General features: G+C 32.0%; 24 protein-coding genes. 20 read left to right on the top strand and 4 right to left on the bottom strand.

Going from position 1 to position 22,195, the window contains the following annotated elements; genetic code table 11:
* The first annotated feature begins 90 nt into the window (after positions 1 to 90).
* Positions 91 to 1,365: a phosphoribosylamine--glycine ligase gene (purD, locus tag BOW55_RS05545; protein WP_129023329.1), complete on the top strand. Its 1,275-nt coding sequence runs from the start codon at positions 91 to 93 to the stop codon at positions 1,363 to 1,365.
* 41 nt (positions 1,366 to 1,406) lie between these two features.
* Here purD and BOW55_RS05540 read toward each other — a convergent pair whose 3' ends face one another.
* Entirely contained in the window at positions 1,407 to 1,637 is a 231-nt protein-coding gene (locus tag BOW55_RS05540) for a hypothetical protein (RefSeq protein WP_031453858.1), read from the bottom strand.
* A 134-nt stretch (positions 1,638 to 1,771) separates the two neighbouring features.
* Here BOW55_RS05540 and BOW55_RS05535 point away from each other — a divergent pair, with 134 nt between their 5' ends.
* Entirely contained in the window at positions 1,772 to 2,704 is a 933-nt protein-coding gene (locus BOW55_RS05535; protein WP_129023328.1) for a DUF6427 family protein, read from the top strand.
* On the opposite strand, the gene upp is transcribed toward BOW55_RS05535, so the two are convergent.
* Positions 2,699 to 3,352, bottom strand: a complete 654-nt coding sequence (upp, locus tag BOW55_RS05530; protein WP_129023327.1) for a uracil phosphoribosyltransferase — start codon at positions 3,350 to 3,352, stop codon at positions 2,699 to 2,701. The two genes, BOW55_RS05535 and upp, sit on opposite strands and share 6 nt — an antisense overlap.
* A 113-nt stretch (positions 3,353 to 3,465) precedes the next feature.
* Here upp and BOW55_RS05525 point away from each other — a divergent pair, with 113 nt between their 5' ends.
* A complete protein-coding gene (locus BOW55_RS05525; protein WP_129023326.1) occupies positions 3,466 to 4,071 on the top strand; it encodes a DUF4254 domain-containing protein in 606 nt (201 codons plus the stop codon).
* Between the two features lie 39 nt (positions 4,072 to 4,110).
* Entirely contained in the window at positions 4,111 to 5,118 is a 1,008-nt protein-coding gene (locus BOW55_RS05520; protein ID WP_129023325.1) for a glycosyltransferase family 9 protein, read from the top strand.
* Here BOW55_RS05520 and BOW55_RS05515 read toward each other — a convergent pair.
* Together BOW55_RS05515 and BOW55_RS05510 are read right to left on the bottom strand one after the other, a co-directional pair.
* The gene (locus BOW55_RS05515; protein WP_129023324.1) at positions 5,107 to 5,520 is read right to left on the bottom strand and encodes a hypothetical protein; all 414 of its coding nucleotides are present in this window, start codon (positions 5,518 to 5,520) and stop codon (positions 5,107 to 5,109) included. The two genes, BOW55_RS05520 and BOW55_RS05515, sit on opposite strands and share 12 nt — an antisense overlap.
* A 258-nt stretch (positions 5,521 to 5,778) precedes the next feature.
* Complete coding sequence (locus tag BOW55_RS05510) at positions 5,779 to 6,831, bottom strand: ferredoxin--NADP reductase (protein WP_129023323.1); 1,053 nt, start codon at positions 6,829 to 6,831, stop codon at positions 5,779 to 5,781.
* 127 nt (positions 6,832 to 6,958) lie between these two features.
* On the opposite strand from BOW55_RS05510, the gene BOW55_RS05505 reads away from it, so the two are divergent.
* The 16 genes from BOW55_RS05505 to BOW55_RS05430 all read left to right on the top strand — a co-directional run bounded on the left by BOW55_RS05505 (position 6,959) and on the right by BOW55_RS05430 (position 22,169).
* Positions 6,959 to 8,419 (top strand): DUF5687 family protein, encoded by a 1,461-nt coding sequence (locus BOW55_RS05505; protein WP_129023322.1) that lies wholly within the window; start codon positions 6,959 to 6,961, stop codon positions 8,417 to 8,419.
* A gap of 112 nt (positions 8,420 to 8,531) precedes the next feature.
* On the top strand, positions 8,532 to 9,227 hold the full coding sequence (locus BOW55_RS05500) for an ABC transporter ATP-binding protein (protein ID WP_129023321.1): 696 nt from the start codon (positions 8,532 to 8,534) through the stop codon (positions 9,225 to 9,227).
* Positions 9,228 to 9,314: 87 nt separating this feature from the next.
* Positions 9,315 to 11,924 (top strand): tetratricopeptide repeat protein, encoded by a 2,610-nt coding sequence (locus tag BOW55_RS05495; RefSeq protein WP_129023320.1) that lies wholly within the window; start codon positions 9,315 to 9,317, stop codon positions 11,922 to 11,924.
* Positions 11,925 to 11,926: 2 nt separating this feature from the next.
* Entirely contained in the window at positions 11,927 to 12,310 is a 384-nt protein-coding gene (locus BOW55_RS05490; protein ID WP_129023319.1) for a polymer-forming cytoskeletal protein, read from the top strand.
* On the top strand, positions 12,303 to 12,524 hold the full coding sequence (locus tag BOW55_RS05485; RefSeq protein WP_129023318.1) for an AtpZ/AtpI family protein: 222 nt from the start codon (positions 12,303 to 12,305) through the stop codon (positions 12,522 to 12,524). The genes BOW55_RS05490 and BOW55_RS05485 overlap by 8 nt, the downstream gene beginning before the upstream one ends.
* Positions 12,524 to 12,907, top strand: a complete 384-nt coding sequence (locus tag BOW55_RS05480) for a hypothetical protein (protein WP_129023317.1) — start codon at positions 12,524 to 12,526, stop codon at positions 12,905 to 12,907. The genes BOW55_RS05485 and BOW55_RS05480 overlap by 1 nt, the downstream gene beginning before the upstream one ends.
* Positions 12,908 to 13,040: 133 nt before the next feature.
* On the top strand, positions 13,041 to 14,216 hold the full coding sequence (gene atpB, locus BOW55_RS05475) for a F0F1 ATP synthase subunit A (protein WP_129023316.1): 1,176 nt from the start codon (positions 13,041 to 13,043) through the stop codon (positions 14,214 to 14,216).
* Positions 14,217 to 14,256: 40 nt separating this feature from the next.
* The gene (gene atpE / locus BOW55_RS05470; protein WP_111422948.1) at positions 14,257 to 14,457 is read left to right on the top strand and encodes an ATP synthase F0 subunit C; all 201 of its coding nucleotides are present in this window, start codon (positions 14,257 to 14,259) and stop codon (positions 14,455 to 14,457) included.
* Between the two features lie 83 nt (positions 14,458 to 14,540).
* A complete protein-coding gene (locus tag BOW55_RS05465) occupies positions 14,541 to 15,032 on the top strand; it encodes a F0F1 ATP synthase subunit B (protein WP_089053556.1) in 492 nt (163 codons plus the stop codon).
* Positions 15,033 to 15,036: 4 nt separating this feature from the next.
* Positions 15,037 to 15,570: an ATP synthase F1 subunit delta gene (gene atpH / locus BOW55_RS05460; protein WP_089053557.1), complete on the top strand. Its 534-nt coding sequence runs from the start codon at positions 15,037 to 15,039 to the stop codon at positions 15,568 to 15,570.
* Between the two features lie 38 nt (positions 15,571 to 15,608).
* Positions 15,609 to 17,186 (top strand): F0F1 ATP synthase subunit alpha, encoded by a 1,578-nt coding sequence (gene atpA, locus BOW55_RS05455; RefSeq protein ID WP_129023315.1) that lies wholly within the window; start codon positions 15,609 to 15,611, stop codon positions 17,184 to 17,186.
* Positions 17,187 to 17,276: 90 nt separating this feature from the next.
* Positions 17,277 to 18,137 (top strand): ATP synthase F1 subunit gamma, encoded by an 861-nt coding sequence (gene atpG / locus BOW55_RS05450; RefSeq protein ID WP_129023314.1) that lies wholly within the window; start codon positions 17,277 to 17,279, stop codon positions 18,135 to 18,137.
* Positions 18,138 to 18,529: 392 nt separating this feature from the next.
* Entirely contained in the window at positions 18,530 to 18,976 is a 447-nt protein-coding gene (locus BOW55_RS05445; RefSeq protein ID WP_129023313.1) for a GNAT family N-acetyltransferase, read from the top strand.
* A 91-nt stretch (positions 18,977 to 19,067) separates the two neighbouring features.
* Entirely contained in the window at positions 19,068 to 20,525 is a 1,458-nt protein-coding gene (locus BOW55_RS05440) for a lipopolysaccharide biosynthesis protein (RefSeq protein WP_129023312.1), read from the top strand.
* Positions 20,526 to 20,556: 31 nt separating this feature from the next.
* Complete coding sequence (dut, locus tag BOW55_RS05435) at positions 20,557 to 20,991, top strand: dUTP diphosphatase (protein WP_129023311.1); 435 nt, start codon at positions 20,557 to 20,559, stop codon at positions 20,989 to 20,991.
* Positions 20,992 to 21,152: 161 nt separating this feature from the next.
* Positions 21,153 to 22,169, top strand: a complete 1,017-nt coding sequence (locus tag BOW55_RS05430) for a sugar phosphate nucleotidyltransferase (protein ID WP_129023310.1) — start codon at positions 21,153 to 21,155, stop codon at positions 22,167 to 22,169.
* The last annotated feature ends 26 nt before the right edge of the window (positions 22,170 to 22,195 follow it).

Below are 22,195 nucleotides of genomic sequence, written 5' to 3'. Positions count from 1 at the left end.
ACAGTGAAGAATCAATAAGTTTTTAAGATTTAATTATTTTTTACGTGCAAAAGCAATTATTTTTGCACCACAACTAAATACAACTATACCATGACAATTTTATTATTGGGATCAGGCGGAAGAGAGCATGCTTTTGCGTGGAAAATGATTCAGAGTCCGCTTTGCGAAAAACTTTTTGTTGCACCAGGAAATGCAGGAACAGCTGCAATTGCTACAAATGTTGCAATGTCTCCAACCGATTTTGATGCTATTAAAACATTTGTACTTCAAGAAAAAGTAAGTATGGTTGTTGTAGGTCCAGAAGATCCTTTAGTAAAAGGAATTTATGATTATTTTAAAAACGACGAAAGTTTAAAACATATTCCAGTAATTGGACCATCAAAATTAGGAGCACAGTTAGAAGGAAGTAAAGAATTTGCAAAAGAATTCTTGATGAAACATAACATTCCAACTGCGGCTTACGATAGTTTTACTGCCGAAACGGTTGAAAATGGATGTGCATTCTTAGAAACTTTACAACCTCCGTACGTTTTAAAAGCAGACGGTTTAGCAGCAGGAAAAGGAGTTTTGATTATTCAAGATCTTGAAGAGGCTAAAACGGAATTAAGAAATATGCTTGTTCATTCAAAATTTGGAGCAGCAAGTTCGAAAGTTGTTATTGAAGAATTTTTGGACGGAATTGAATTAAGCTGTTTTGTTTTGACTGACGGTAAAAGCTATAAAATTCTTCCAACGGCAAAAGATTACAAACGAATTGGTGAAGGCGATACAGGACTAAATACAGGCGGAATGGGAGCAGTTTCTCCAGTTCCTTATGTTGATGCTGTTTTGATGGAAAAAATTGAAACTCGTATCGTAAAACCAACTATTGAAGGTTTCCAAAAAGACGGAATCGAATACAAAGGTTTTGTGTTCATTGGTTTAATCAATGTAAAAAACGAGCCAATCGTTATTGAATACAACGTAAGAATGGGAGATCCTGAAACTGAAGTTGTGGTTCCGAGATTAAAATCTGATTTAGTTGAATTATTCCTTTCGGTTGCGAATCAAAAATTAGACGATTTTACTTTAGAGGTTGATCCAAGAAGTGCTACGACAATTATGGTGGTTTCTGGAGGATATCCTGAAGATTTTGAAAAAGGGAAAGTAATTACTGGTTTAGAAAATATTACAGATTCTATAGTTTTTCACGCGGGAACAAAATTAGATAACGAAAATGTCGTTACTAATGGAGGACGTGTTTTGACTGTAACATCATATGGAGATGATTTCCAGCAGGCCATAAAAAAATCTTACCAAAACATAGATAAACTAAGCTTTGATAAGATGTATTTTAGAAAAGATATTGGCTTCGATTTAATTTAAAAATAAATTAACCAGCCCTTTTTAATTAAAGGGTTTGGTTTTTATTTTAAAAATGAATGAGCTGTTGTATCTTGGTTTTCTGTTCCAGCATCATCAAAAATGCGTAATTGTTTAATCCAATAAACGATTGCACATGAACAGATGATCATGAAAATCCAGTTAATAGTGTTTGCACCAAACCATGTAATTAATTCCAAACGACGTAAAAAGTCAAGAGGAGCAAACAAAATGTTAACGAATAAGTATTGAATTCCTTCGAAAAAAGCTGTCATAATTTATAAAATTATATGTTATTATTGTTTTTAACGCATTGAATTAAAATTCAAAAAAGAATCTTTTTCAACTTGTTGGTTTTTCCTTTTAAACAAGTATTATATTTACAGTCACAAAAGTATAAAATATCCTTATGATAACAAGTGTTTTTAAAAAATCTACGCCATTAAATTATTCATTGGTTGTAATTTTGATACTGGTTTTCTTTTTTATGTTTCAAATTCGAGAAACGTCTTGGATAAATTCATATTTTACGATATTCCAAAAATTGAGTTTATTGTGCTTTATTTTGGCTTCTTTTTTCATGATTAATTTCATTGTTAAAAAGAATGGACTCAGTAAAGACAATGGGTACGCGATATTTTTCTACTTATTATTTATATTGTTTTTCCCTACTATATTTAATAATCCAGATGTAATTTATGCTAATTTTTTCATCTTATTAGCACTTCGAAGATTGATTTCGCTTCAATCTCTTAAAGCATCAAAAGAAAAAATATTCGATGCTTCTTTTTGGATTTTTGTAGCTTCTTTATTTCAATTTTGGTGTGTCTTATTCCTAATTTTGGTTTTTATATCGATAGTTTTTCACGTTTCGAGAGATTATAGAAACTGGGTTTTACCTTTTATTGCACTTTTGGCAGTAGCGTTAGTGTTTACAATGATCTCCTTAATGTTCAATAATATTGATGCGGTAGATTTTTTTCAAAAACGTGCAGTAATCGATTTTAGAATAGATTATTTCAAGAACAATTATGAAAATGGAGCACTTTCAATATATGTTGCGGTTGCTTTATTCTTTGTTATTTCAATGATTACAACATTGTCAAACAGACCTCAGATTGTTCATGCCTCTTACAAAAAAGTAGTAGCATGTTTCTTTATTGCTGCTCTCGTTTTTATTGTATCGCCAGACAAAAGCAATGATTTATTGCTGTTTAGCATCGCACCGCTTACTATTATGGCAGCAAGTCATATAGAGTATGTACAGCAAAAGCTTAATAACGAAATTGTATTTTATGTACTGATTTTGTGTAGTTTATTTACCTTTTTCTCGCAATTATAATTTACTTCCAAAAGCAAGATCACCAGCATCACCAAGTCCTGGAATAATATAGTTTTTCTCATTTAGCTTTTCGTCTAATGAAGCAACCCATAAATGACAATTTTCTGGAAGCTTTTTTTCTAGGTAAGCAATTCCTTCTGGAGCCGCGATAACTACGACAATGTGAATTTCTTCTGGAGTTGCATTTTCAACCAGTTTTTCATGAACAGCAACTACTGACTGACCAGTTGCCAGCATTGGATCAAGCAGCAAAACGGTTTTATTATTGATATTTGAAACCGCTTGGTATTCAACTCTAATTTCAAATTCGTGATCATTATTAGGATGATATCTACAGGCAGAAACAAAACTGTTTTCGGCATTATCAAAATAATTTAAAAAGCCTGTATGCAGTGGTAATCCAGCTCTTAAAATCGAACATAAAACCAAATCAGCAGCTATTTCTGTTGTGTTTTTTATGCCAAGCGGTGTTTGAATTTCTACATTTTTATAAGTTAGAATTTTACTTAATTCGTACGCCATAATTTCGCCTATTCGTTCTATATTTCGTCGAAAACGCATACTGTCATTTTGAACATTTATATTTCGGATTTGACTTAAAAAATGATTTAAAATGCTGTTATTTTCAGATATATAATGAATTTTCATAGTTAAATTTTAAAATTATAAATTTGGTAAAAATACGAGAACAAAAAATTACTCGTTATTATTCGCACCATAAAAGTATAAAAAGTATCTTTGTAACTCTAACAAATAAAGACATGTTTTCAAAATTAGCATATTCTGTTTTCGAACAAAGCATCAAGGATTATCATCAGTTTGATAATGTAGATCAGCCTATAAACAATCCATATCCAAAGGATAAATTCGAACATTTATTATATCTAAAAAACTGGATTGACACTGTTCAATGGCATTTTGAAGATATTATTCGTGATCCGCAAATTGATCCAGTGGCGGCACTTACTTTAAAAAGAAGAATTGATGCATCTAATCAGGAACGTACTGATATGGTAGAATATATCGATAGTTACTTTTTACAAAAATACAGCAATGTAAAAGTAAAAGACGGTGCAAAAATAAACTCTGAAAGTCCAGCATGGGCATTTGACAGATTATCGATTTTGGCATTAAAAATTTATCATATGCATGAAGAAGCTACTCGCGCAGAAGCTACACAAGAACATAGAGATAAATGTCAGGAAAAATTAAATGTTCTATTAGAGCAAAGATCAGATTTGTCAACTGCAATTGATGATTTATTGACTGACATCGAAAATGGAGATAAATTCATGAAAGTATACAAACAAATGAAAATGTATAACGACGATGAATTGAATCCTGTTTTATACCAAAATAAAAAATAATTGGCAAAATTGTCCAATAAAATTAAGCATATAGCCGTCATGAGACTATCCGCAATGGGAGATGTCGCCATGACGGTTCCTGTTTTACGCGCTTTTGTAAAACAATATCCAGAGGTAAAATTGACCGTTATTTCGCGTCCTTTTTTTAAACCTTTTTTTGACGGAATTCCTAATTTAAACTTTTTTGCTTTTGATGAAAAAGAAAGACATAAAGGTTTTCTGGGACTTGTACGTTTATTTAAAGATGTAAGTAAATTGAAAGTCGATGCTTTTGCAGATCTTCATAACGTTTTAAGATCTAAGGTTGTAGGCTCGCTTTTCGCTTTAAGCGGAAAAAAAAGAGCAACAGTTGATAAAGGCCGTGAAGGAAAAAAAGAATTGACTAGAGCCGAAAATAAGATCTTTGCACCGTTACCAACAATGTTTGAAAGACACACAAAAGTGTTTGAAGAACTTGGTTTTTCTTTAGATTTATCTAATCCTCAATTTCCAGAAAAGGCAATTTTAAGCGAAGACATTTTAGAAATTATCGGGAACGAGAATCAAAAATTAATTGGTATCGCACCTTTTGCACAATACGATTCTAAGGTTTATCCGTTAGATTTAATGAAAGAAGTTGTGGCAAAATTAGCCGAGAATTCATCCTATAAAATTTTGCTTTTCGGAGGAGGAAAAAAAGAAATCGATATTTTAGATTCAATAGCGCAACCTTTTGAAAATGTAATTAATATGGCTGGAAAAATTAAATTTCAGCAAGAATTACAGTTAATCAGCAATCTTGATGTAATGCTTTCGATGGATTCTGGAAATGCACATATTGCCGCTATGCTGGGCGTAAAAGTAATAACACTTTGGGGAGCAACTCATCCTTATGCAGGATTTTTGCCTTTTAATCAAAGTCTTGAAAATGCTCTAACTGCTGATAGAAATCAATACCCGCAACTGCCAACTTCGGTTTATGGAAATAAAACAGTTGAAGGTTATCAAGATGCGATGAGAAGTATTTCTCCTAATGAAATTGTTGAAAAAATACAGTTAAGCGTATAATCCATTCAAATCATGAAGAAAATATCCAATTGTTTTCTTTTTGTTTCTATTGGCTACAATTACAACAAAATGATTTTCTTTTTCTGTAGACAGTAAAATGTGTTCAAAGTTCTCGGTTGAATTTCTATAGACTTTATGTACCAATTGAGACTCTTTGATTTTATGCGAAAGTACTTTAGCCGTTTTTAATTTACTAACGTAAGGCCAGATGTTAAAAATATTTTGGTCAGAGACTTTAATTTCAGTCATTTTCCCAATCATTGTTGAGTTGTACTTTTCTGAGGTAAGTAATTTAGGCCCTTTTTTATTTCGTTGTTTTTTGATTATAAAGTAAATACAAAAAAGAGCTGTTACTACAAAAATTGCGATAAATGATAAACGAAGGAAGTGATGTATTGTCATGATATTTAATGTTTAAATGCGTTGACAAATTTGATTTAGGACTGTAAATCTAACATAAGAGCATCAGATTATGAGTGCTTTGATTTTACCCCTAATTTAATAAAAAATCATCAATATTTTAGTAAAAAATTGGTTTTATTGTAATTCCAGCTGTGTTAATTTTTTCTATCACTATTGTAAATAGTAAAAAACAAAAAAATCCAAATCCCAATTGTAAAGTTGGAATTTGGATTTTTATATTTTAGAATTTAATGTAGACTATACGTCGTCGTAATCAACATAAATAGTTTCAGATGTTGGATGTGCCTGACAAGTTAAAATTAAACCTTCTGCAATTTCACTATCTGTTAAAATAGAATTTTTTGTCATTTCAGCAGAACCCGCAGTTACACGTCCCAAACAGCTGCTGCAAATACCGCCTTGACAAGAATAAGGAGCATCAACACCTTGTTTTAAAGCCGCATCAAGAATAGTTTGTTTTTGAGACATCTCAAAAGTAACTTCTTCATCATCAACTAAAACAGTAATTTTTGTATGTCCTTCTAATGAAGTTTTGATTTCATTTTCTTTTGTAGAAGCAGTAAAAAGCTCAAACTTAATAGCAGATTCTTTTACGTTTTTCTCTTTTAAAACAGTAGAAACCGTATTGATCATTTCTTCAGGTCCACACAAGAAAAATTTATCAAATTCTAATTCTTTGTGTTTATTGTTTAAAACAAAATTCACTGCCGATTTATCTATTCGGCCGAATAATGCATTTTCAACTTTTGCCTGGCTGTAAACATAATGCACAAAAAAGCGACCTACGTATTGCAATTGTAAATCATGTAATTCCTGATGAAAAATAGTTTCTTCAGGAGTTTTGTTTCCGTAAACTAATACAAATGAGCTTTTTGGTTCGCTTTTTAAAACTGATTTTAAAATAGATAAAACAGGTGTTATACCGCTTCCTGCCGCAAAAGCCACATAGTTTTTTTGTCTTTCAGCATCAGGTTCAAAGGTAAATTTACCCTCTGGATGACCAACTTCAAGAACATCTCCTGCTTTAAGCTTTGTATTTGCAAATTGTGAGAATAAACCATTTTTAACCGCTTTTACTGCAATTCGTAATTCACCGCTTTCTGGTGCAGAACAAATAGAATAAGCACGACGAATTTCTTGATTATCAAGTGTTAACTTTAAATTTATGTATTGTCCAGCTATAAATTTATAATCTGGTTTAAGTTCTTCAGGAACATTAAAAAGAACAGAAACAGCGTCGGCAGTTTCGCGTTTTACCTCTTTAATTATTAATTTTAAGAATGAAGGCATGATTAATTTTTTTTGCAAAAGTAGCAAAGACTAAGTAATTGACACTTACTAAAATATTTTTTTTAACTTTTTTTGTAACGTTTTCCTACATTTGATCTCTTACTACCAAAATCAAAACCAATTAACAATGATTAAAAAGTTTATTTACCTTGAATGGAAAGCCTTTGCCAGATCTGCATCATTTGGCAAAAATTTGGCAATGAAGATTTTACTGGGGTTTTTAATGATATATTTTTCATTAATTTTTATAGGAGCGGGTGTTGGAGTATTTTATGCTCTTAAAAAAATGAATCTCGATCCGTTGCAAACCGTCAATAAATTTTTAATTTATTATTTTTTGTTCGATTTAGTTGTTCGATTATTAGTACAGTCTATTCCAGTTTTAAATATTAAACCTTTGCTGGTTTTACCTTTTAAAAAATCAGTTATTGTTCATTTCTCTCTAGGCAAAACAATGCTGTCATTTTTCAATTGGGTTCATGCTCTGTTTTTTATTCCGTTTTCGGTAGTACTGATTTTAAATGGATATGATCTAATCGAAATTATTTTTTGGCATTTAGCCATACTATCTTTAGTATACATCAATAATTTTCTAAATATTATTTTAAGCAACATCGATAAATTGTTTGTTGTTTTTATTGGAATAATTTTAGTTTTGGCAGGTGCTCAGTATTATAAATTATTTGATATTACGACGTTTACAACACCTGTTTTTCAAGGATTTTATGATATTGACGGACTCTTTTTAATCCCGGTATGGGTATTAGCAGGTTTATATCTTTTTACTTTTAAATATTTCAAGAAGAATTTATATCTAGATGCTGGACTTTCAGTAAAACAAGATATTGCTACAACTGAGAATCTTTCGTGGTTGAATCAATTTGGAACAGTTGGAACGTTTCTAAAGAATGATATTAAACTTATTAAAAGAAACAAAAGATCAAAAACAACCATTTTTTTGAGTGTTGTTTTCTTGTTTTACGGCCTGCTCTTTTTTGGAAACTCAAGTCAGCCGCAAGTAATGCAAATTTTTGGCGGAATATTTGTTTCGGGCGGATTTTTATTTGTTTTTGGTCAGTTTGTACCAAGTTGGGATAGTTCGTATTACCAATTAATGATGACACAAAATATTCCGTATCGCGGATATATTACTTCAAAATGGTGGCTGATTGTTATTGCTACTTTTGTTTCAACCGTTTTGGCTTCATTTTATCTTTTTTACGGATGGGAAGTTTATTTAACCATTGTTGTTGGTGCCATTTATAATATTGGTGTAAACTCACATTTAGTGCTTTTAGGAGGAGCATTTACAAAAACACCTATTGATTTAAGTAGTGCTGGCGGGGCTTTTGGAGATAAAAAAGCATTTAATGTAAGTGCTATGCTGCTTTCGCTGCCAAAAGTATTTTTGCCATTACTGCTGTATTGGCTTGGGCTTCATTTTGCTGATAAAACGGTTGCATTAGCTTTGGTTGCCACGGCAGGAGTTTTAGGTTTAGTTTTTAAAGAGAAAGTATTTTCAGTAATTGAAAAGAGATACAAAATAGAAAAGTATAGTACGATAAGTGCTTACAAACAAAAGAATTAACGTAATTAGAAAATGTGCCAATTTGATAATTCGGTAATTTTTATCTCATTGACAATCAAAGAAAAAATAGATTTTTTAATCTAAAATCAACAATTTAAAATCTAAAATTAAAATGATACAAGCAAATCAACTTTCAAAAAAATACAACGGAACTACAGTTTTAAATATTAATAATCTTGAAATCCCAAAAGGACAAAGTTTTGGATTAGTAGGGAACAACGGAGCGGGTAAAACAACTTTTTTTAGTCTGCTTTTAGATTTGGTTCAGCCGTCAACAGGATCTATAAAAAATAATGATATTCAAGTAAATACAAGCGAAAATTGGAAATCATTTACAGGCTCATTTCTCGATGAAAGCTTTTTAATTGGATATTTAACTCCAGAGGAATATTTTTATTTTATTGGCGATTTACGTCGTCAGAATAAAGCTGATGTTGATGCTTTGTTAGCAGAACATGAGGAATTTTTTAACGGAGAAATATTAAATAATAAAAAGTACCTGCGTGATTTATCTAAAGGAAATCAAAAAAAGGTAGGTATTATAGCGACTTTAATTGGTAATCCTGAAGTTGTTATTTTAGATGAGCCTTTTGCAAATTTAGATCCAACTACAGTAAGCCGATTAAAGAAAATTATCAGAGAACTGGCAGATAATCCAAATGTAACTGTTTTGGTTTCAAGTCATGATTTGCAGCATACAGTAGAGGTTTGCGATCGTATTGTGGCGCTTAACAAAGGCGAAATTGTAAAGGATATTCAAACATCAAAAGAAACCCTTCAAGAGCTTGAATCGTTTTTTGCTGTATAAGTTTCTATATTTCAAAAAGAAGCGTATTTTTACAAGTCTTTATACTAAAAATGCTTTTTGGTAGTTTATGCTTTAAAATCAGTTCTATTGAAAAAGAATACTCTTAAATATAGTTTTTTTCTTGTTTTTTTATTCCTTTTGATAGCTTGTTCTACCAAAAATAACAGCTTTGTATCGAGGAATTCACATGCTTTAAGTACAAAATATAACATTTTGTATAATGGTGGAATAGGCCTCGACAAAGGTTTACAATCGATATACGCAAATAATCAGGATAATTTTTGGAAAATACTTCCAATAGAAAAAATGCAGTTTGATGAAAACTTTTCTGATGAAGAAAAAGCCAAAAATCCTGATTTTGAATTAGCAGAAACAAAAGCTACAAAAGCAATTCAGAAGCATTCAATGAATATTGGAGGCCGAGAAAGAAACTCTCAAATAGATGAAGCCTATTTAATGCTTGGAAAAGCCAGATATTACGATCAGCGTTTTATACCGGCTTTAGAAGCATTCAATTATATTTTATACAAATATCCAAACAGCAGTAATATCTATACCGCAAAAATCTGGCGCGAAAAAACCAATATGCGTTTGGGTAATGATGCAATTGTTATAAAAAATATCAATCTGTTATTAAAAAATACAGATTTAAATAAACAGACTTTTTCAGATGCTAATGCGCTTTTGGCGGAAGCATTTTTAAATTTAGAACAAAGAGACAGCGCAGTAACAAAGCTTAAAATTGCTGAGAAATTTACCAAAATAAATGAAGATCGTGCCAGATATCGTTTTATTTTAGGACAGATGTATCAAGAGGCTGGCAAAAAAGATAGTGCTATTTATTTTTACGATGGTGTAATTGATATGAATCGTAAAGCCGATCGAAAATATATGATGCATGCTTATGCAAAAAAAGCACAGATGTACGATTACGCAAGCGGTAACGACACTATTTTCTTAAAAACCTACAATAAACTAGTTGCAGATCGTGAAAACAGACCTTATTATGATGTTTTGTTTTATGAAATGGCGGTTTATTATGATAAAAAGAAAGATACTGAAAATGCGCTGAAATTTTATAATAAATCATTAGGCAGAAAATCGAAAGATCCATATTTAATGGCATCGGCATATCGAAACATTGGAAATATGTATTTTAAAAATACAGATTATTCAATGGCTGCTAAATATTATGACAGTACATTAACGAAGTTAAATCCAAAAAGCAGAGAGTTTGCTTTTATTGAAAAAAACAGAAAAAACCTTGACAACGTTATTAAGTACGAAGCAATTGCTAAAACTAATGACAGTATAATTAAGGTATACAAACTGCCAGGCGCCGAGAGAACAATTTACTTTGAAAATTATATTGCTGAATTAAAAAAGAAAGATGAAGCAAAACGAATTTTAGAAGAAAGAGAGAAAGAGAAGCTGGCAAATATTGATCGAAATACAAATGCATCAAATGCGCCAACAGCAATTAATCCTAATTCATTAGGGAAACCTGTTGATTTTGACGGCGGATTAAAACCTCAAGCAGGAAATGATGTCGCAAGTACTTTTTATTTCTATAATCCAACCACAGTTGCCTATGGAAAATTGCAGTTTAAGAAATTGTGGGGTAATAGAACAATGGGAGGAAATTGGAGATTGGCAGCCATAAAATCTGCAAATAATGCCGCAATGAATGACACGATAAATAATCTGGAAAATGCAAATGCATTAAAAGATACTGTTGTTGTCGAAAAATATACTTCTGCTTTTTATGAAAATAAGCTTCCTAAATCACAAGCGGCTATTGATAGTATTAGTAAAGACCGCAATTTTGCGTACTACCAATTAGGACTTATATATAAAGAAAAGTTTAATGAATATACTTTAGCAAGTGATAAGCTGGAACAATTATTAAAAAATAATCCAGAAGAAAAATTGGTATTGCCGGCAATGTATAATTTGTATAAAATTTATCAAATTACTGATCCTGCAAAGGCACAAGCGATAAAAGCAAACATTATAGCAACATATCCGAACTCGCGATATGCTCAAATTTTAAATAATGTAAAAACAGACGACCTTTCGTCACCAGATAAAGAATATCAAAAATGGTTTAAACTCTATCAAGAAGAGCAGTTTAATGTTGTTTTAGATAATATTGATAATTTAATTAATCAGTATTCAGGAGATGAAATAGTTTCTAAATATGAATTGCTTAAAGCAAATACATTAGGAAAGGTTAACGGATTGGAAGCTTATAAAAAAGGTTTAGAAACAGTTGCAGATAATTATCCAAATAGTGAAGAAGGTAAAAATGCAAGAGAGATTCTAGAAAAACAAGTTCCAGTTTTAGAGCGTCTTAACTTTACAACAGAAGACAATAAAAATTGGAAAATAATCTATCCAATTGCAAGTAATGACAGTAAAACAGCAAAGCATATAGAAGATGTGATTAAAAGCTTTTTAGCTGTCGAAAATTATCAGCGTCTGACAACTTCAGTAGATAAATACAATAAGACTGAAAGTTTTGTTGTTATTCATGGAGTAAAATCTGAGGCTTATGCTAAAGATGTGGCGGGCGTTTTGAGAGATGATAAAAGATTTAAAATCGCTCAACCTGCAGTAATTATATCGAGCGATAATTACAAAGTGGTTCAAATCAAGAAAAATCTCGATGTTTATTTGACCCCAAAAACCCCATAATAATGTTTGATAAAGTAAAAAAAAACGGAACAGAACTTCTAGGAAAAACAAATAGAATTGTTGAAGGAACCTCTATAATAGGAGATATTGTTTCAAAAGCTGATTTTAGGCTTGACGGCGAATTGATTGGAAATTTTACATCCGAAGGAAAATTAGTCATTGGAGCAAGCGGTGTTGTAAAAGGAGAGATCATTTGTAACAACGCAGATATTGAAGGCGAATTTCGTGGAAAAATTAAAGTTCTTGAAATCCTTAATATTAAAGAATCTGCACAAATTCACGGCGAAGTTGCCGTTGGAAAACTTTCTATAGAACCTGGAGCTGAATTTACAGCAACTTGTACCATGATAACTAACAATAAGGAAGTAACTCTAAAAAATGGATAAGGATCCGAATAATAAACAAAATAACAAATGGATTGCACTTATAAATATCCCCTTTCAAATGGGGATAATTATTTTTTTATTTAGTTACTTTGGCATCTGGTTAGACGAAAAGTATTCTAACGGAGGATCGCTTTGGACAATTGTTCTTTCTTTATTCTCTGTTTTTTTAGCACTTTATAATGTCATCAGACAAGTTAAAAATTTAAACAAGTAATGAATAGAACTGTAGATTTCCTAAAGTATTTTATCCCTTTTTCAATTGTGTTGTTTGCTGCTCAGTATTTTATAATGCAGTCTTTATCTGAGAAGTATAATTTTTTCTATGCGGCATGGAGTATTTATTTGTTCAATATTTTGGCCACTTTTTTAGTATATCTTTTACTTATTTATATCAATAAAAATTTCTCCACTTATACCGGTTTTACGTTTCTTGGCGCTAGTTTTTTTAGAATGATGGCGGCTGTTGTTTTCCTAATTCCGTTTATAAAGTCAGGCGTTGCAAATCCTATAGTAGATGTAAGCGCGTTTTTTATCCCTTATTTTTTGTTTTTACTTTTTGAGACAGTCTTTACAATTAGGCTTATAAACAAGGGTTAATAGTCTCATTATTAAATATATCGCATTTTGAAACGGAAATTTTAAAAATTATATCGATATATTTTCAGTTTTAAATTAAAAATGTACCTTTGCAAAAAATTTTTGAAACCTAAAATTAGATACAGTTTTAATAATGATAATTTCCAATAAACCAGTTCAGTACTTATTAGTTACCTTATTAGCACTTACTTCGTCGATAAATTTCGCATCAACGCCTGTTGACAGTGTTTCAGCTGCACACGAAAATGTCGAATTAGCAGAAGGAAGTCATGCAGAGACAAACGGCCACGGAGAAACTGTTGCTCATAAAGTTGAAGAAGAGTTTAACGCTAGTGAATTAATCAATGCGCATACTGGAGATGCTCACGATTTTCATATTGCTGACTGGGATGGTCATCCAATCTCTTTTAGCCTTCCAGTTATTTTATGGACTGCAAATGGTTTAGAGATTTTTTCATCTGCAAAATTTCACCACGACAATTCAGGAGAACATGTAGTTGATATCAATGGTCAAAAATTTGTTCGTTATAAGGAAATAATTTTTTACGCTGACAAATTTGAAGGATTGTCACAAGATGTAAAAGATAACGGAGCTTTTGCTTTTGATGCAAGACCTTTAGATTTCTCTATTACAAAAAATGTTTTCTCAATGTTAATGTCGGCAATTATTTTGTTTGTTATGTTTTTTGCGGTTGCAAGATCATACAAGAAAAACGACAAAGCACCAAAAGGATTGGCTGGATTTTTAGAGCCGCTTGTTACTTTTGTTAGAGACGAAATTGCTATTCCTAATATAGGAACAAAAAAGTATGCTAAATACATGCCGTATCTTTTAACTATCTTTTTCTTTATCTGGATTAATAACCTTATCGGTTTAATTCCATTCTTCCCATTCAGTTCAAACTTAACAGGAAATATTTACTTTACATTTGTAATGGCATTTATCACTTTTGTAGTTACAACTTTAAGCGGAAACAAAAATTATTGGGGACATATTTTTAATACACCAGGAGTTCCTGTGTGGTTAGCTCCAATTATGATTCCTGTAGAAATCATCGGAATGCTTACTAAGCCATTCGCGTTAATGATTCGTTTGTTTGCAAACATTACTGCAGGGCATATTATTATCTTGAGTTTAGTTTCTTTAATCTTCATATTTAAATCAGTTGCAATTGGACCAGTTTCTGGAGCATTTGTACTATTCATGAGTGTATTAGAGATGTTAGTTGCTGCATTACAAGCATATGTATTTACATTGCTTTCAGCATTATTTATTGGTCAGGCTGTTGAAGAGCACGATCACCATTAATCAGAGTTTTTTTAATTATTAACTATATAAATTTATTATTATGATATTAGCTGGAATCGGAGCTGGATTAGCTGTAATTGGTGCAGGTATTGGTATTGGAAAAATTGGTGGTTCTGCAATGGACGCTATTGCTCGTCAGCCAGAAGCTGCTGGAAAAATCCAGACTGCTATGATTATTGCTGCTGCACTTATTGAAGGGGTTGCTCTTTTCGCAGTAGTTGTTGCGTTAATCGCAAAATAATTAAAACTTAAAACTTCCTGCAGCGGTTGGCTTCAGGAAGTTTTTTTAAAAAAACGACAAACAATTTTTAAACATATAATGTTATGCAATTAACTTCACCGGAAAGTTTAATTTTTTGGACAACAATTATCTTTATTGTTTTCTTTATTCTTTTAGCAAAATTTGCTTGGAAACCAATTTTAGGAGCTGTAAAAAGCCGTGAGGAATCTATCAACAATGCGTTAGCTTCAGCAGAAGCTGCTCGCAGAGAAATGGAAAACTTAACTGCAGATAATGAGCGTATTTTAAAAGAAGCTCGTGCAGAACGTGATGCTATGTTGAAAGAAGCACGTGAAATGAGAGAGCAAATTATTGCTGATTCTAAAAACGATGCACAAGAGCAAGGTCAAAAATTAATTGAGCAAGCTAAAGCGGCTATCGAAAGTGAAAAAAATGCTGCAATGGCAGAATTGAAATCACAAGTTTCAAGTCTATCTTTAAGCATCGCTGAAAAATTATTGAAAGAAGAATTATCTAACAAAGAATCTCAAACTAAATTAGTAGAGAAAATGTTGGGTGACGTAAAGTTAAACTAAGATTATGGCAAGTACAAGAGCAGCAATTCGTTATGCAAAAGCAATTCTAGACTTAGCAAACTCTAAAGGTGTTGCCGAAGCTGTAAATAACGATATGAAATCAATTGCATCAGCGATTGAAAATAATTCAGAATTAAGCGCATTTATTCAAAACCAAACTACAAAAGTTGAAGTTAAAGAAAGTGCTCTTTTAGAGGTTTTTGCAAATGTAAATGGCGTAACTAAAGGTTTATTTCATTTATTATTCGAAAACAAAAGATTTGAAATTCTAGATGCAATTGCAGTAGAATACAATAAATTATTTGACGAAAGCAACGGAGTTGAAACTGCAAAAGTTACAACTGCAATTCCAATGGATGCTGCATTAGAAGCTAAAGTTTTAGCTAAAATTGCAACTTTGTCAGATAAGAAAATTACAATTGAAAATATAGTAGATCCTTCAATTATTGGTGGATTTATTTTAAGAATAGGTGATAATCAATACAATGCATCTGTTGCAAACAGATTGCAAGTATTAAAAAGAGAGTTAAGTAATTAGTTTTATTACACATAAAAGTGTCTAAATTATAAATTAAGATGGCGGAAATCAAACCTGCTGAAATTTCAGCAATATTAAGAAAGCAAGTAGAAGGTTTTGAATCTGGTGCTACGCTGGAGGAAGTAGGAACAGTACTTCAAGTTGGAGATGGTATTGCTCGTGTTTACGGGCTGTCTAATGTTCAATATGGTGAGTTAGTAGAATTTGATAACGGTATGGAAGGTATCGTATTGAATCTTGAAGAAGACAATGTTGGTGTGGTACTTTTAGGACCATCAACAGGAATTAAAGAAGGATCTACTGCAAAAAGAACTCAACGTATTGCTTCTCTTAAAGTAGGTGAGCAAATGGTAGGACGTGTAGTGAACACTCTTGGTTTTCCAATTGACGGAAAAGGACCAATTGGCGGAACATTATATGAAATGCCTTTAGAAAGAAAAGCACCTGGTGTTGTATTTCGTCAGCCAGTAACTGAGCCATTACAAACTGGAGTAAAAGCAGTAGATGCTATGATCCCAGTAGGTCGTGGACAACGTGAGCTTGTAATTGGTGACCGTCAAACAGGTAAATCAACTGTTTGTATCGATACAATCTTAAATCAAAAAGAATTTTACGATGCAGGAAAACCTGTATTCTGTATATATGTTGCAATTGGGCAAAAAGCTTCAACTGTAGCAGGAATCGCAAAAATGTTAGAAGAAAAAGGCGCAATGGCTTATACAGTTATCGTTGCAGCTAATGCTTCTGATCCAGCTCCAATGCAAGTTTATGCTCCTTTCGCAGGTGCTGCAATTGGTGAGTATTTTAGAGATTCAGGTCGTCCAGCACTTATCGTGTATGATGATTTATCTAAGCAAGCTGTTGCTTACCGTGAGGTTTCTCTTTTATTAAGAAGACCACCGGGACGTGAGGCTTACCCTGGAGACGTTTTCTACTTACACTCTCGTTTATTAGAGCGTGCTTGTAAAGTAATCGCTGATGATGGTATTGCTAAAAGCATGAATGATTTACCAGATTCTATCAAGTCTATCGTAAAAGGTGGTGGTTCATTAACTGCATTGCCAATTATCGAAACTCAAGCTGGTGACGTTTCTGCATATATTCCAACAAACGTAATTTCGATTACAGATGGTCAGATTTTCCTTGATGGAGATTTGTTCAACTCTGGAGTTCGTCCTGCAATTAACGTAGGTATCTCTGTATCTCGTGTTGGAGGTAATGCTCAGATTAAATCAATGAAAAAAGTTTCTGGAACTTTAAAATTAGATCAAGCTCAATTCCGTGAATTAGAAGCTTTCGCTAAATTTGGTTCTGACTTAGATTCAGTTACATTAAACGTAATTGAAAAAGGAAAAAGAAACGTTGAAATCTTGAAACAAGGTCTTAACGATCCTTATACAGTAGAAAATCAAGTAGCTATTATTTACGCTGGTTCTAAAAACTTATTAAGAAACGTTCCTGTAAATAAAGTAAAAGAATTTGAAGCAGATTTCTTAGCTTACTTAAACAGTAAACATAAAGATACGCTTAACGCGTTGAAAGCTGGAAAATTAGATGACAACATTACTGATGTTATCGAAAAAGCAGCAAAAGAAATTTCAGCAAAATATAACTAATTAGATAATTGGTAAATTAGATAATTAGAGAATGTTTTCACATTAATCTAATTATCTAATTTTCAAATTGTCACATTTTCTAATTAATAGATGGCAAATTTAAAGGAAATCCGTAATAGAATTACTTCCGTTTCATCGACGATGCAGATTACATCGGCAATGAAAATGGTTTCTGCTGCAAAGCTTAAGAAGGCACAAGATGCAATCACTGCAATGCGTCCTTATGCCGAGAAGTTAACGGAGTTACTGCAAAATCTTTCGGCTACACTTGAAGGTGAAGTTGGAGGAGATTACACAACACAACGTGAAGTAAAAAAAGTATTGCTTGTAGCTATAACTTCAAATAGAGGTTTATGTGGTGCATTCAATTCAAATATTATTAAAGAAGTTAAAAATCGTACTGATTTTTACGCTGGAAAACAAGTTGATGTTTTTGCTATTGGTAAAAAAGGAAACGATGTTTTAAGCAAAACTCATAAAGTTCACGGTCATCATAACGCAATTTTTGATCATTTAACTTTTGAAAATGTTGCTGGAATTGCTGATAATTTGACTGAAAAATTCGTTTCTGGAGAATATGACAGAATCGAGTTAATCTACAATCAGTTTAAAAATGCTGCGACTCAAATCGTTCAAACAGAACAATTTTTGCCTTTAGCACCTTTAAAATCTGATGTATCAGTTTCTGCTGGAGATTATATTTTCGAACCTTCAAAAGAAGAAATTGTTTTGACTTTGATTCCTAAGTCTTTAAAAACACAATTATATAAAGGTATTCGCGATTCATTTGCTTCAGAACACGGAGCGCGTATGACAGCTATGCACAAAGCAACTGACAACGCAACAGAATTAAGAAACCAGTTAAAATTAACGTACAACAAAGCACGTCAAGCTGCGATTACAAACGAAATCTTAGAGATCGTTGGTGGAGCAGAAGCTTTGAACGGATAATTTAATAATGAAATACTAAAAGAGCCGACAATTACTTGTCGGCTCTTTTTTTGTATAATAGTTTTGTATTTTCTAGTTAACTTATAAAATGGTGATTCTCAATTTACCCTAAAAATTGAGAACCATTACCATTTTATAAAATTATTGAACAGATTTATCACCTCTGTCTGCTTTGTCTTTTATGGGAACAAACTAGCTTTATTAGTCCCAATGCTTTGCTTTTTTAGGGTTGCGTTGTAGCTTTTCTCATTCCCTGTACAACAAAGTTATCAAGAAGACTCCTAGAAAAATTACAAAATTTTTTCTCTTTATTATAGATTTAACATGTTTGCTTTTTATCTTATTATACAGAGAGCAAAAAAATAAGTATTTTTGAAGTCTATTTTTATATTATGAATTTACAAATACGTGAGCTTACTTCGATAGAAGAGATGTTGGACCAAATCGACACAATGAGATTTTTATACCCAATGATTACGGTAGAAAAGTATAAATCGTTTCTCCTTGAAATGGTGCCTCATAATTATATTCAAATTGGTGTTTTTCAAGATGAAACTTGTGTAGGACTTACGGGCTGTTGGTCAGCCACTAAATTATGGACAGGGAAATATCTTGAGATTGACAATTTTGTTGTAAATCCAGAATACCGCTCTAAAGGAATTGGTAAATTATTAACTGATTTTATTGAACAAAAGGCAAAAGCATTAGGTTGCAGTAGTATAGTTCTGGATGCTTTTACGGGAAATTTTGGCGCTCATCGTTTTTATTATAATCAAGGATACAATCCAAAAGGGTTTCATTTTGTAAAAATCTTAGACGAGAATAAAATAACTAAATAAAATAATAGTTAAGCTTTTATTGAACCTTCAAAAGCATTATTAAACCAAAGAATTGGTTATTTTTGTTTCACGAACTTTATTACAAACTATTTTGGGATTATATAAAAATCTATTCAAACAAACTGCGATTTATGGACTGGCAACGGTTTTACCCCGAATGCTTAGTTTTTTACTGGTCAGATTATATACAGGTATTTTGCCAACAGCTGAATATGGTGAGGTTTCGATTGTTTTGTCTTGGATGGTTTTCTTTAACGTAGTACTTTCCTACGGAATGGAAACGGCTTTTTTTAGATTTTACAGCGCAGAAGAAGACAAGAAAAATGTAATTGCGACATCTACAATATCAATATTTTGGTCGTCAATAATCTTTTTATTTGCTGCTTTAATATTTAGAAATACCTTGGCAGCTTGGGCAGAAGTTGATGTACAGTATATAACATATTCTGTTTGGATTTTAGTTTTAGATGCTTTGGTTTTAGTACCATTTTCTAAGTTAAGAGCCAATCAGCGTCCAATGATGTATGCGGCTATTAAAATAGGTAATGTTATCATTAACTTATTGCTGAATATTTTCTTTTTGATTTATTTACCTAAACTGGCGGCTTCAAATCCTAATTCAGTTTGGGATAACTTATATGTAGAAAATTTCCAGATTGCTTATATTTTCATTGCCAATCTGCTGGCAAGTTTAGCCACGTTTGTAGTGCTATCACCAAATTATATGTCGCTTGGTCGAAAATTTGATCCTGTACTTTGGAAAAAAATGATGAAATACGGTCTTCCAATTTTGGTTGCAGGTTTAGCATTTGCCGTTAACGAGCATTTTGATAAAATTTTGTTAGGCTATTTATTACCTGAGAATTTAGCAAAATCTGAAGTTGGAGCATATTCTGCCTGTTATAAATTAGGCTTGTTTATGGTTTTGTTTGCAACAGCTTTTAGATTAGGAATTGAACCGTTCTTTTTTAGCCACGCAAAAAATGCCAATGCCCCTCAAACATATGCAGTTATTACAAAATACTTTGTGATTTTGGGCTCATTGATTTTATTGGGCGTAATTGTTTTTGCCGATGTCTTAAAGTATCTTTTGTTAGATAATAAGTCCTATTGGGAAGCAATGAAAGTGGTACCCTTAATTATTTTGGCAAACTTCTTTTTAGGAATCTACAACAATTTATCAGTTTGGTATAAACTTACAGATAAAACAAAAATTGGAGCCTACATTTCGATAGTTGGTGCAATCGTAACATTAGTTTTAAACTACTTTTTAATTCCAAAATACAGTTATTACGGATCAGCAATTGCTACTATTTCAGCATACGGAAGCATGATGTTAATTTCCTATGTTTTAGGAAATAAATATTACCCGATACCATATGATATGAATAAGATATCTGCTTATTTAGGAATTTCGATTGTGTTCTCGGCAATTTCTTTCTATGGCTTTAGAGAAAATTATTTCGTTGGCATCCCGTTGCTTTTAGGCTTTATGTACTTTGTTTATCATAATGAAAAAGAGACTATTAAAGGAATCATGAAAAAGTAGAAATTACTTTTTTAATTATTTAAAATATAAAATGAAAATACAAATTATCAATAAATCACAGCACGATTTACCTAACTATGAAACTATTGCTTCTGCAGGAATGGATTTGCGTGCTAATTTAACTGAATCAATTACGCTAAAACCTTTAGAAAGAACAATTGTAAAAACAGGACTTTTTATCGAATTACCAATTGGCTGCGAAGCACAGGTAAGACCAAGAAGCGGACTGGCTGCTAAAAAAGGAATTACAGTTTTAAATTCTCCAGGTACGGTTGATGCAGATTATAGAGGAGAAATAGGGGTAATTTTAGTAAATTTATCAAATGAAGAATTTGTAATCGAAAACGGAGAACGAATTGCACAATTAATTATTGCGAAACACGAAAGAGCTGAATGGATCGAAGTCGAAGAACTTTCTGAAACTTCAAGAGGTGAAGGCGGTTTTGGCAGTACAGGAGTAAAATAGTTTTTAGTTTTACATTATAGAATCTAGAAGCACATTAATTTCTAGCACTTTTAAAGTGAAATGAAAAATCTTAGTAAAGAATATTCACGGGCTTTATCATAAAAAAAATTAAACCAAATCAATGAAGATTTAAATCTTCACGAAACAAATAAAAACAAAAAATGAAAATAATAGTTCCAATGGCTGGCCGCGGATCGAGACTTAGGCCACATACTTTAACCGTTCCAAAACCATTAATTCCAGTTGCAGGAAAATCAATCGTGCATCGTTTGGTCGAGGATATTGCCAAAATTTTAAAAGAGCCTATCGAAGAAGTCGCTTTTATATTAGGAGATCCTGCTTTTTTTGGAGATGATCTTGTAGCAAGTTTAGAAGATTTGGCAAAAGGGTTAGGAGCAAAAGCATCTATTTATCGACAAGATTTGCCTTTGGGAACAGGTCACGCTATTATGTGTGCAAAAGAATCTCTTTCTGGTCCTGCAGTTATCGCTTATGCGGATACTTTAATTAGAGCTGATTTTGAATTAGATCCTGAGGCAGATGCTGTAATTTGGGTAAAACAAGTAGAACAGCCAGAAGCTTTTGGTGTAGTAAAATTAAACGCAAATAATGAAATTATAGAATTGGTTGAAAAACCAAAAGAGTTTGTAAGCGATTTAGCAGTTATTGGAATTTACTATTTCAAAGAAGTTAGTGATTTGAAAAAGGAATTACAAGGCGTTTTAGATAATAACATTCAAAACGGCGGAGAATATCAAATCAATGACGGTATCAAAGCAATGATGGCCAACGGAAAAGTTTTTAAAACAGGAAGCGTTGACGAATGGATGGATTGCGGAAACAAAGATGTAACCGTTGAAACAAATACCAGAATGCTGGGATTTTTACATAATGATGGTGAACATTTAGTTGACTATGATGTAAAACTAGAAAATTCAACCATTATTCCACCTTGTTATATTGGTGAAAATGTAGTGCTTAAAAACACGACGGTTGGTCCGAACGTTTCAATTGGCAAAGGATGTCACATAACGGATAGTGCAATTAAGAACAGTTTAGTACAGACTTATTCTCAAATAAAAAATGCAAATTTAGACAATGCAATGATTGGAAATCATGTAAGTTATGATGGTAAATTTACCAGCATCAGCATTGGAGATTATTCTGTTTTAGAATAAAAATAAATTTCAAAAGGTTCTTTTTG

It is taken from the genome of Flavobacterium sp. YO12 (assembly GCF_004119495.1).
Lineage (GTDB): Bacteria > Bacteroidota > Bacteroidia > Flavobacteriales > Flavobacteriaceae > Flavobacterium.
This window is presented reverse-complemented; position numbering and strand designations above follow the sequence as displayed.

Excerpts from the sequence above, each read along its gene's own strand:
- purD (WP_129023329.1), top strand. The coding sequence starts at position 91 with ATGACAATTTTATTATTGGGATCAGGCGGAAGAGAGCATGCTTTTGCG.
- BOW55_RS05540 (WP_031453858.1), bottom strand. The coding sequence starts at position 1,637 with ATGACAGCTTTTTTCGAAGGAATTCAATACTTATTCGTTAACATTTTG.
- BOW55_RS05535 (WP_129023328.1), top strand. The coding sequence starts at position 1,772 with ATGATAACAAGTGTTTTTAAAAAATCTACGCCATTAAATTATTCATTG.
- upp (WP_129023327.1), bottom strand. The coding sequence starts at position 3,352 with ATGAAAATTCATTATATATCTGAAAATAACAGCATTTTAAATCATTTT.
- BOW55_RS05525 (WP_129023326.1), top strand. The coding sequence starts at position 3,466 with ATGTTTTCAAAATTAGCATATTCTGTTTTCGAACAAAGCATCAAGGAT.
- BOW55_RS05520 (WP_129023325.1), top strand. The coding sequence starts at position 4,111 with ATGAGACTATCCGCAATGGGAGATGTCGCCATGACGGTTCCTGTTTTA.
- BOW55_RS05515 (WP_129023324.1), bottom strand. The coding sequence starts at position 5,520 with ATGACAATACATCACTTCCTTCGTTTATCATTTATCGCAATTTTTGTA.
- BOW55_RS05510 (WP_129023323.1), bottom strand. The coding sequence starts at position 6,831 with ATGCCTTCATTCTTAAAATTAATAATTAAAGAGGTAAAACGCGAAACT.
- BOW55_RS05505 (WP_129023322.1), top strand. The coding sequence starts at position 6,959 with ATGATTAAAAAGTTTATTTACCTTGAATGGAAAGCCTTTGCCAGATCT.
- BOW55_RS05500 (WP_129023321.1), top strand. The coding sequence starts at position 8,532 with ATGATACAAGCAAATCAACTTTCAAAAAAATACAACGGAACTACAGTT.
- BOW55_RS05490 (WP_129023319.1), top strand. The coding sequence starts at position 11,927 with ATGTTTGATAAAGTAAAAAAAAACGGAACAGAACTTCTAGGAAAAACA.
- BOW55_RS05485 (WP_129023318.1), top strand. The coding sequence starts at position 12,303 with ATGGATAAGGATCCGAATAATAAACAAAATAACAAATGGATTGCACTT.
- BOW55_RS05480 (WP_129023317.1), top strand. The coding sequence starts at position 12,524 with ATGAATAGAACTGTAGATTTCCTAAAGTATTTTATCCCTTTTTCAATT.
- atpB (WP_129023316.1), top strand. The coding sequence starts at position 13,041 with ATGATAATTTCCAATAAACCAGTTCAGTACTTATTAGTTACCTTATTA.
- atpE (WP_111422948.1), top strand. The coding sequence starts at position 14,257 with ATGATATTAGCTGGAATCGGAGCTGGATTAGCTGTAATTGGTGCAGGT.
- BOW55_RS05465 (WP_089053556.1), top strand. The coding sequence starts at position 14,541 with ATGCAATTAACTTCACCGGAAAGTTTAATTTTTTGGACAACAATTATC.
- atpH (WP_089053557.1), top strand. The coding sequence starts at position 15,037 with ATGGCAAGTACAAGAGCAGCAATTCGTTATGCAAAAGCAATTCTAGAC.
- atpA (WP_129023315.1), top strand. The coding sequence starts at position 15,609 with ATGGCGGAAATCAAACCTGCTGAAATTTCAGCAATATTAAGAAAGCAA.
- atpG (WP_129023314.1), top strand. The coding sequence starts at position 17,277 with ATGGCAAATTTAAAGGAAATCCGTAATAGAATTACTTCCGTTTCATCG.
- BOW55_RS05445 (WP_129023313.1), top strand. The coding sequence starts at position 18,530 with ATGAATTTACAAATACGTGAGCTTACTTCGATAGAAGAGATGTTGGAC.
- dut (WP_129023311.1), top strand. The coding sequence starts at position 20,557 with ATGAAAATACAAATTATCAATAAATCACAGCACGATTTACCTAACTAT.
- BOW55_RS05430 (WP_129023310.1), top strand. The coding sequence starts at position 21,153 with ATGAAAATAATAGTTCCAATGGCTGGCCGCGGATCGAGACTTAGGCCA.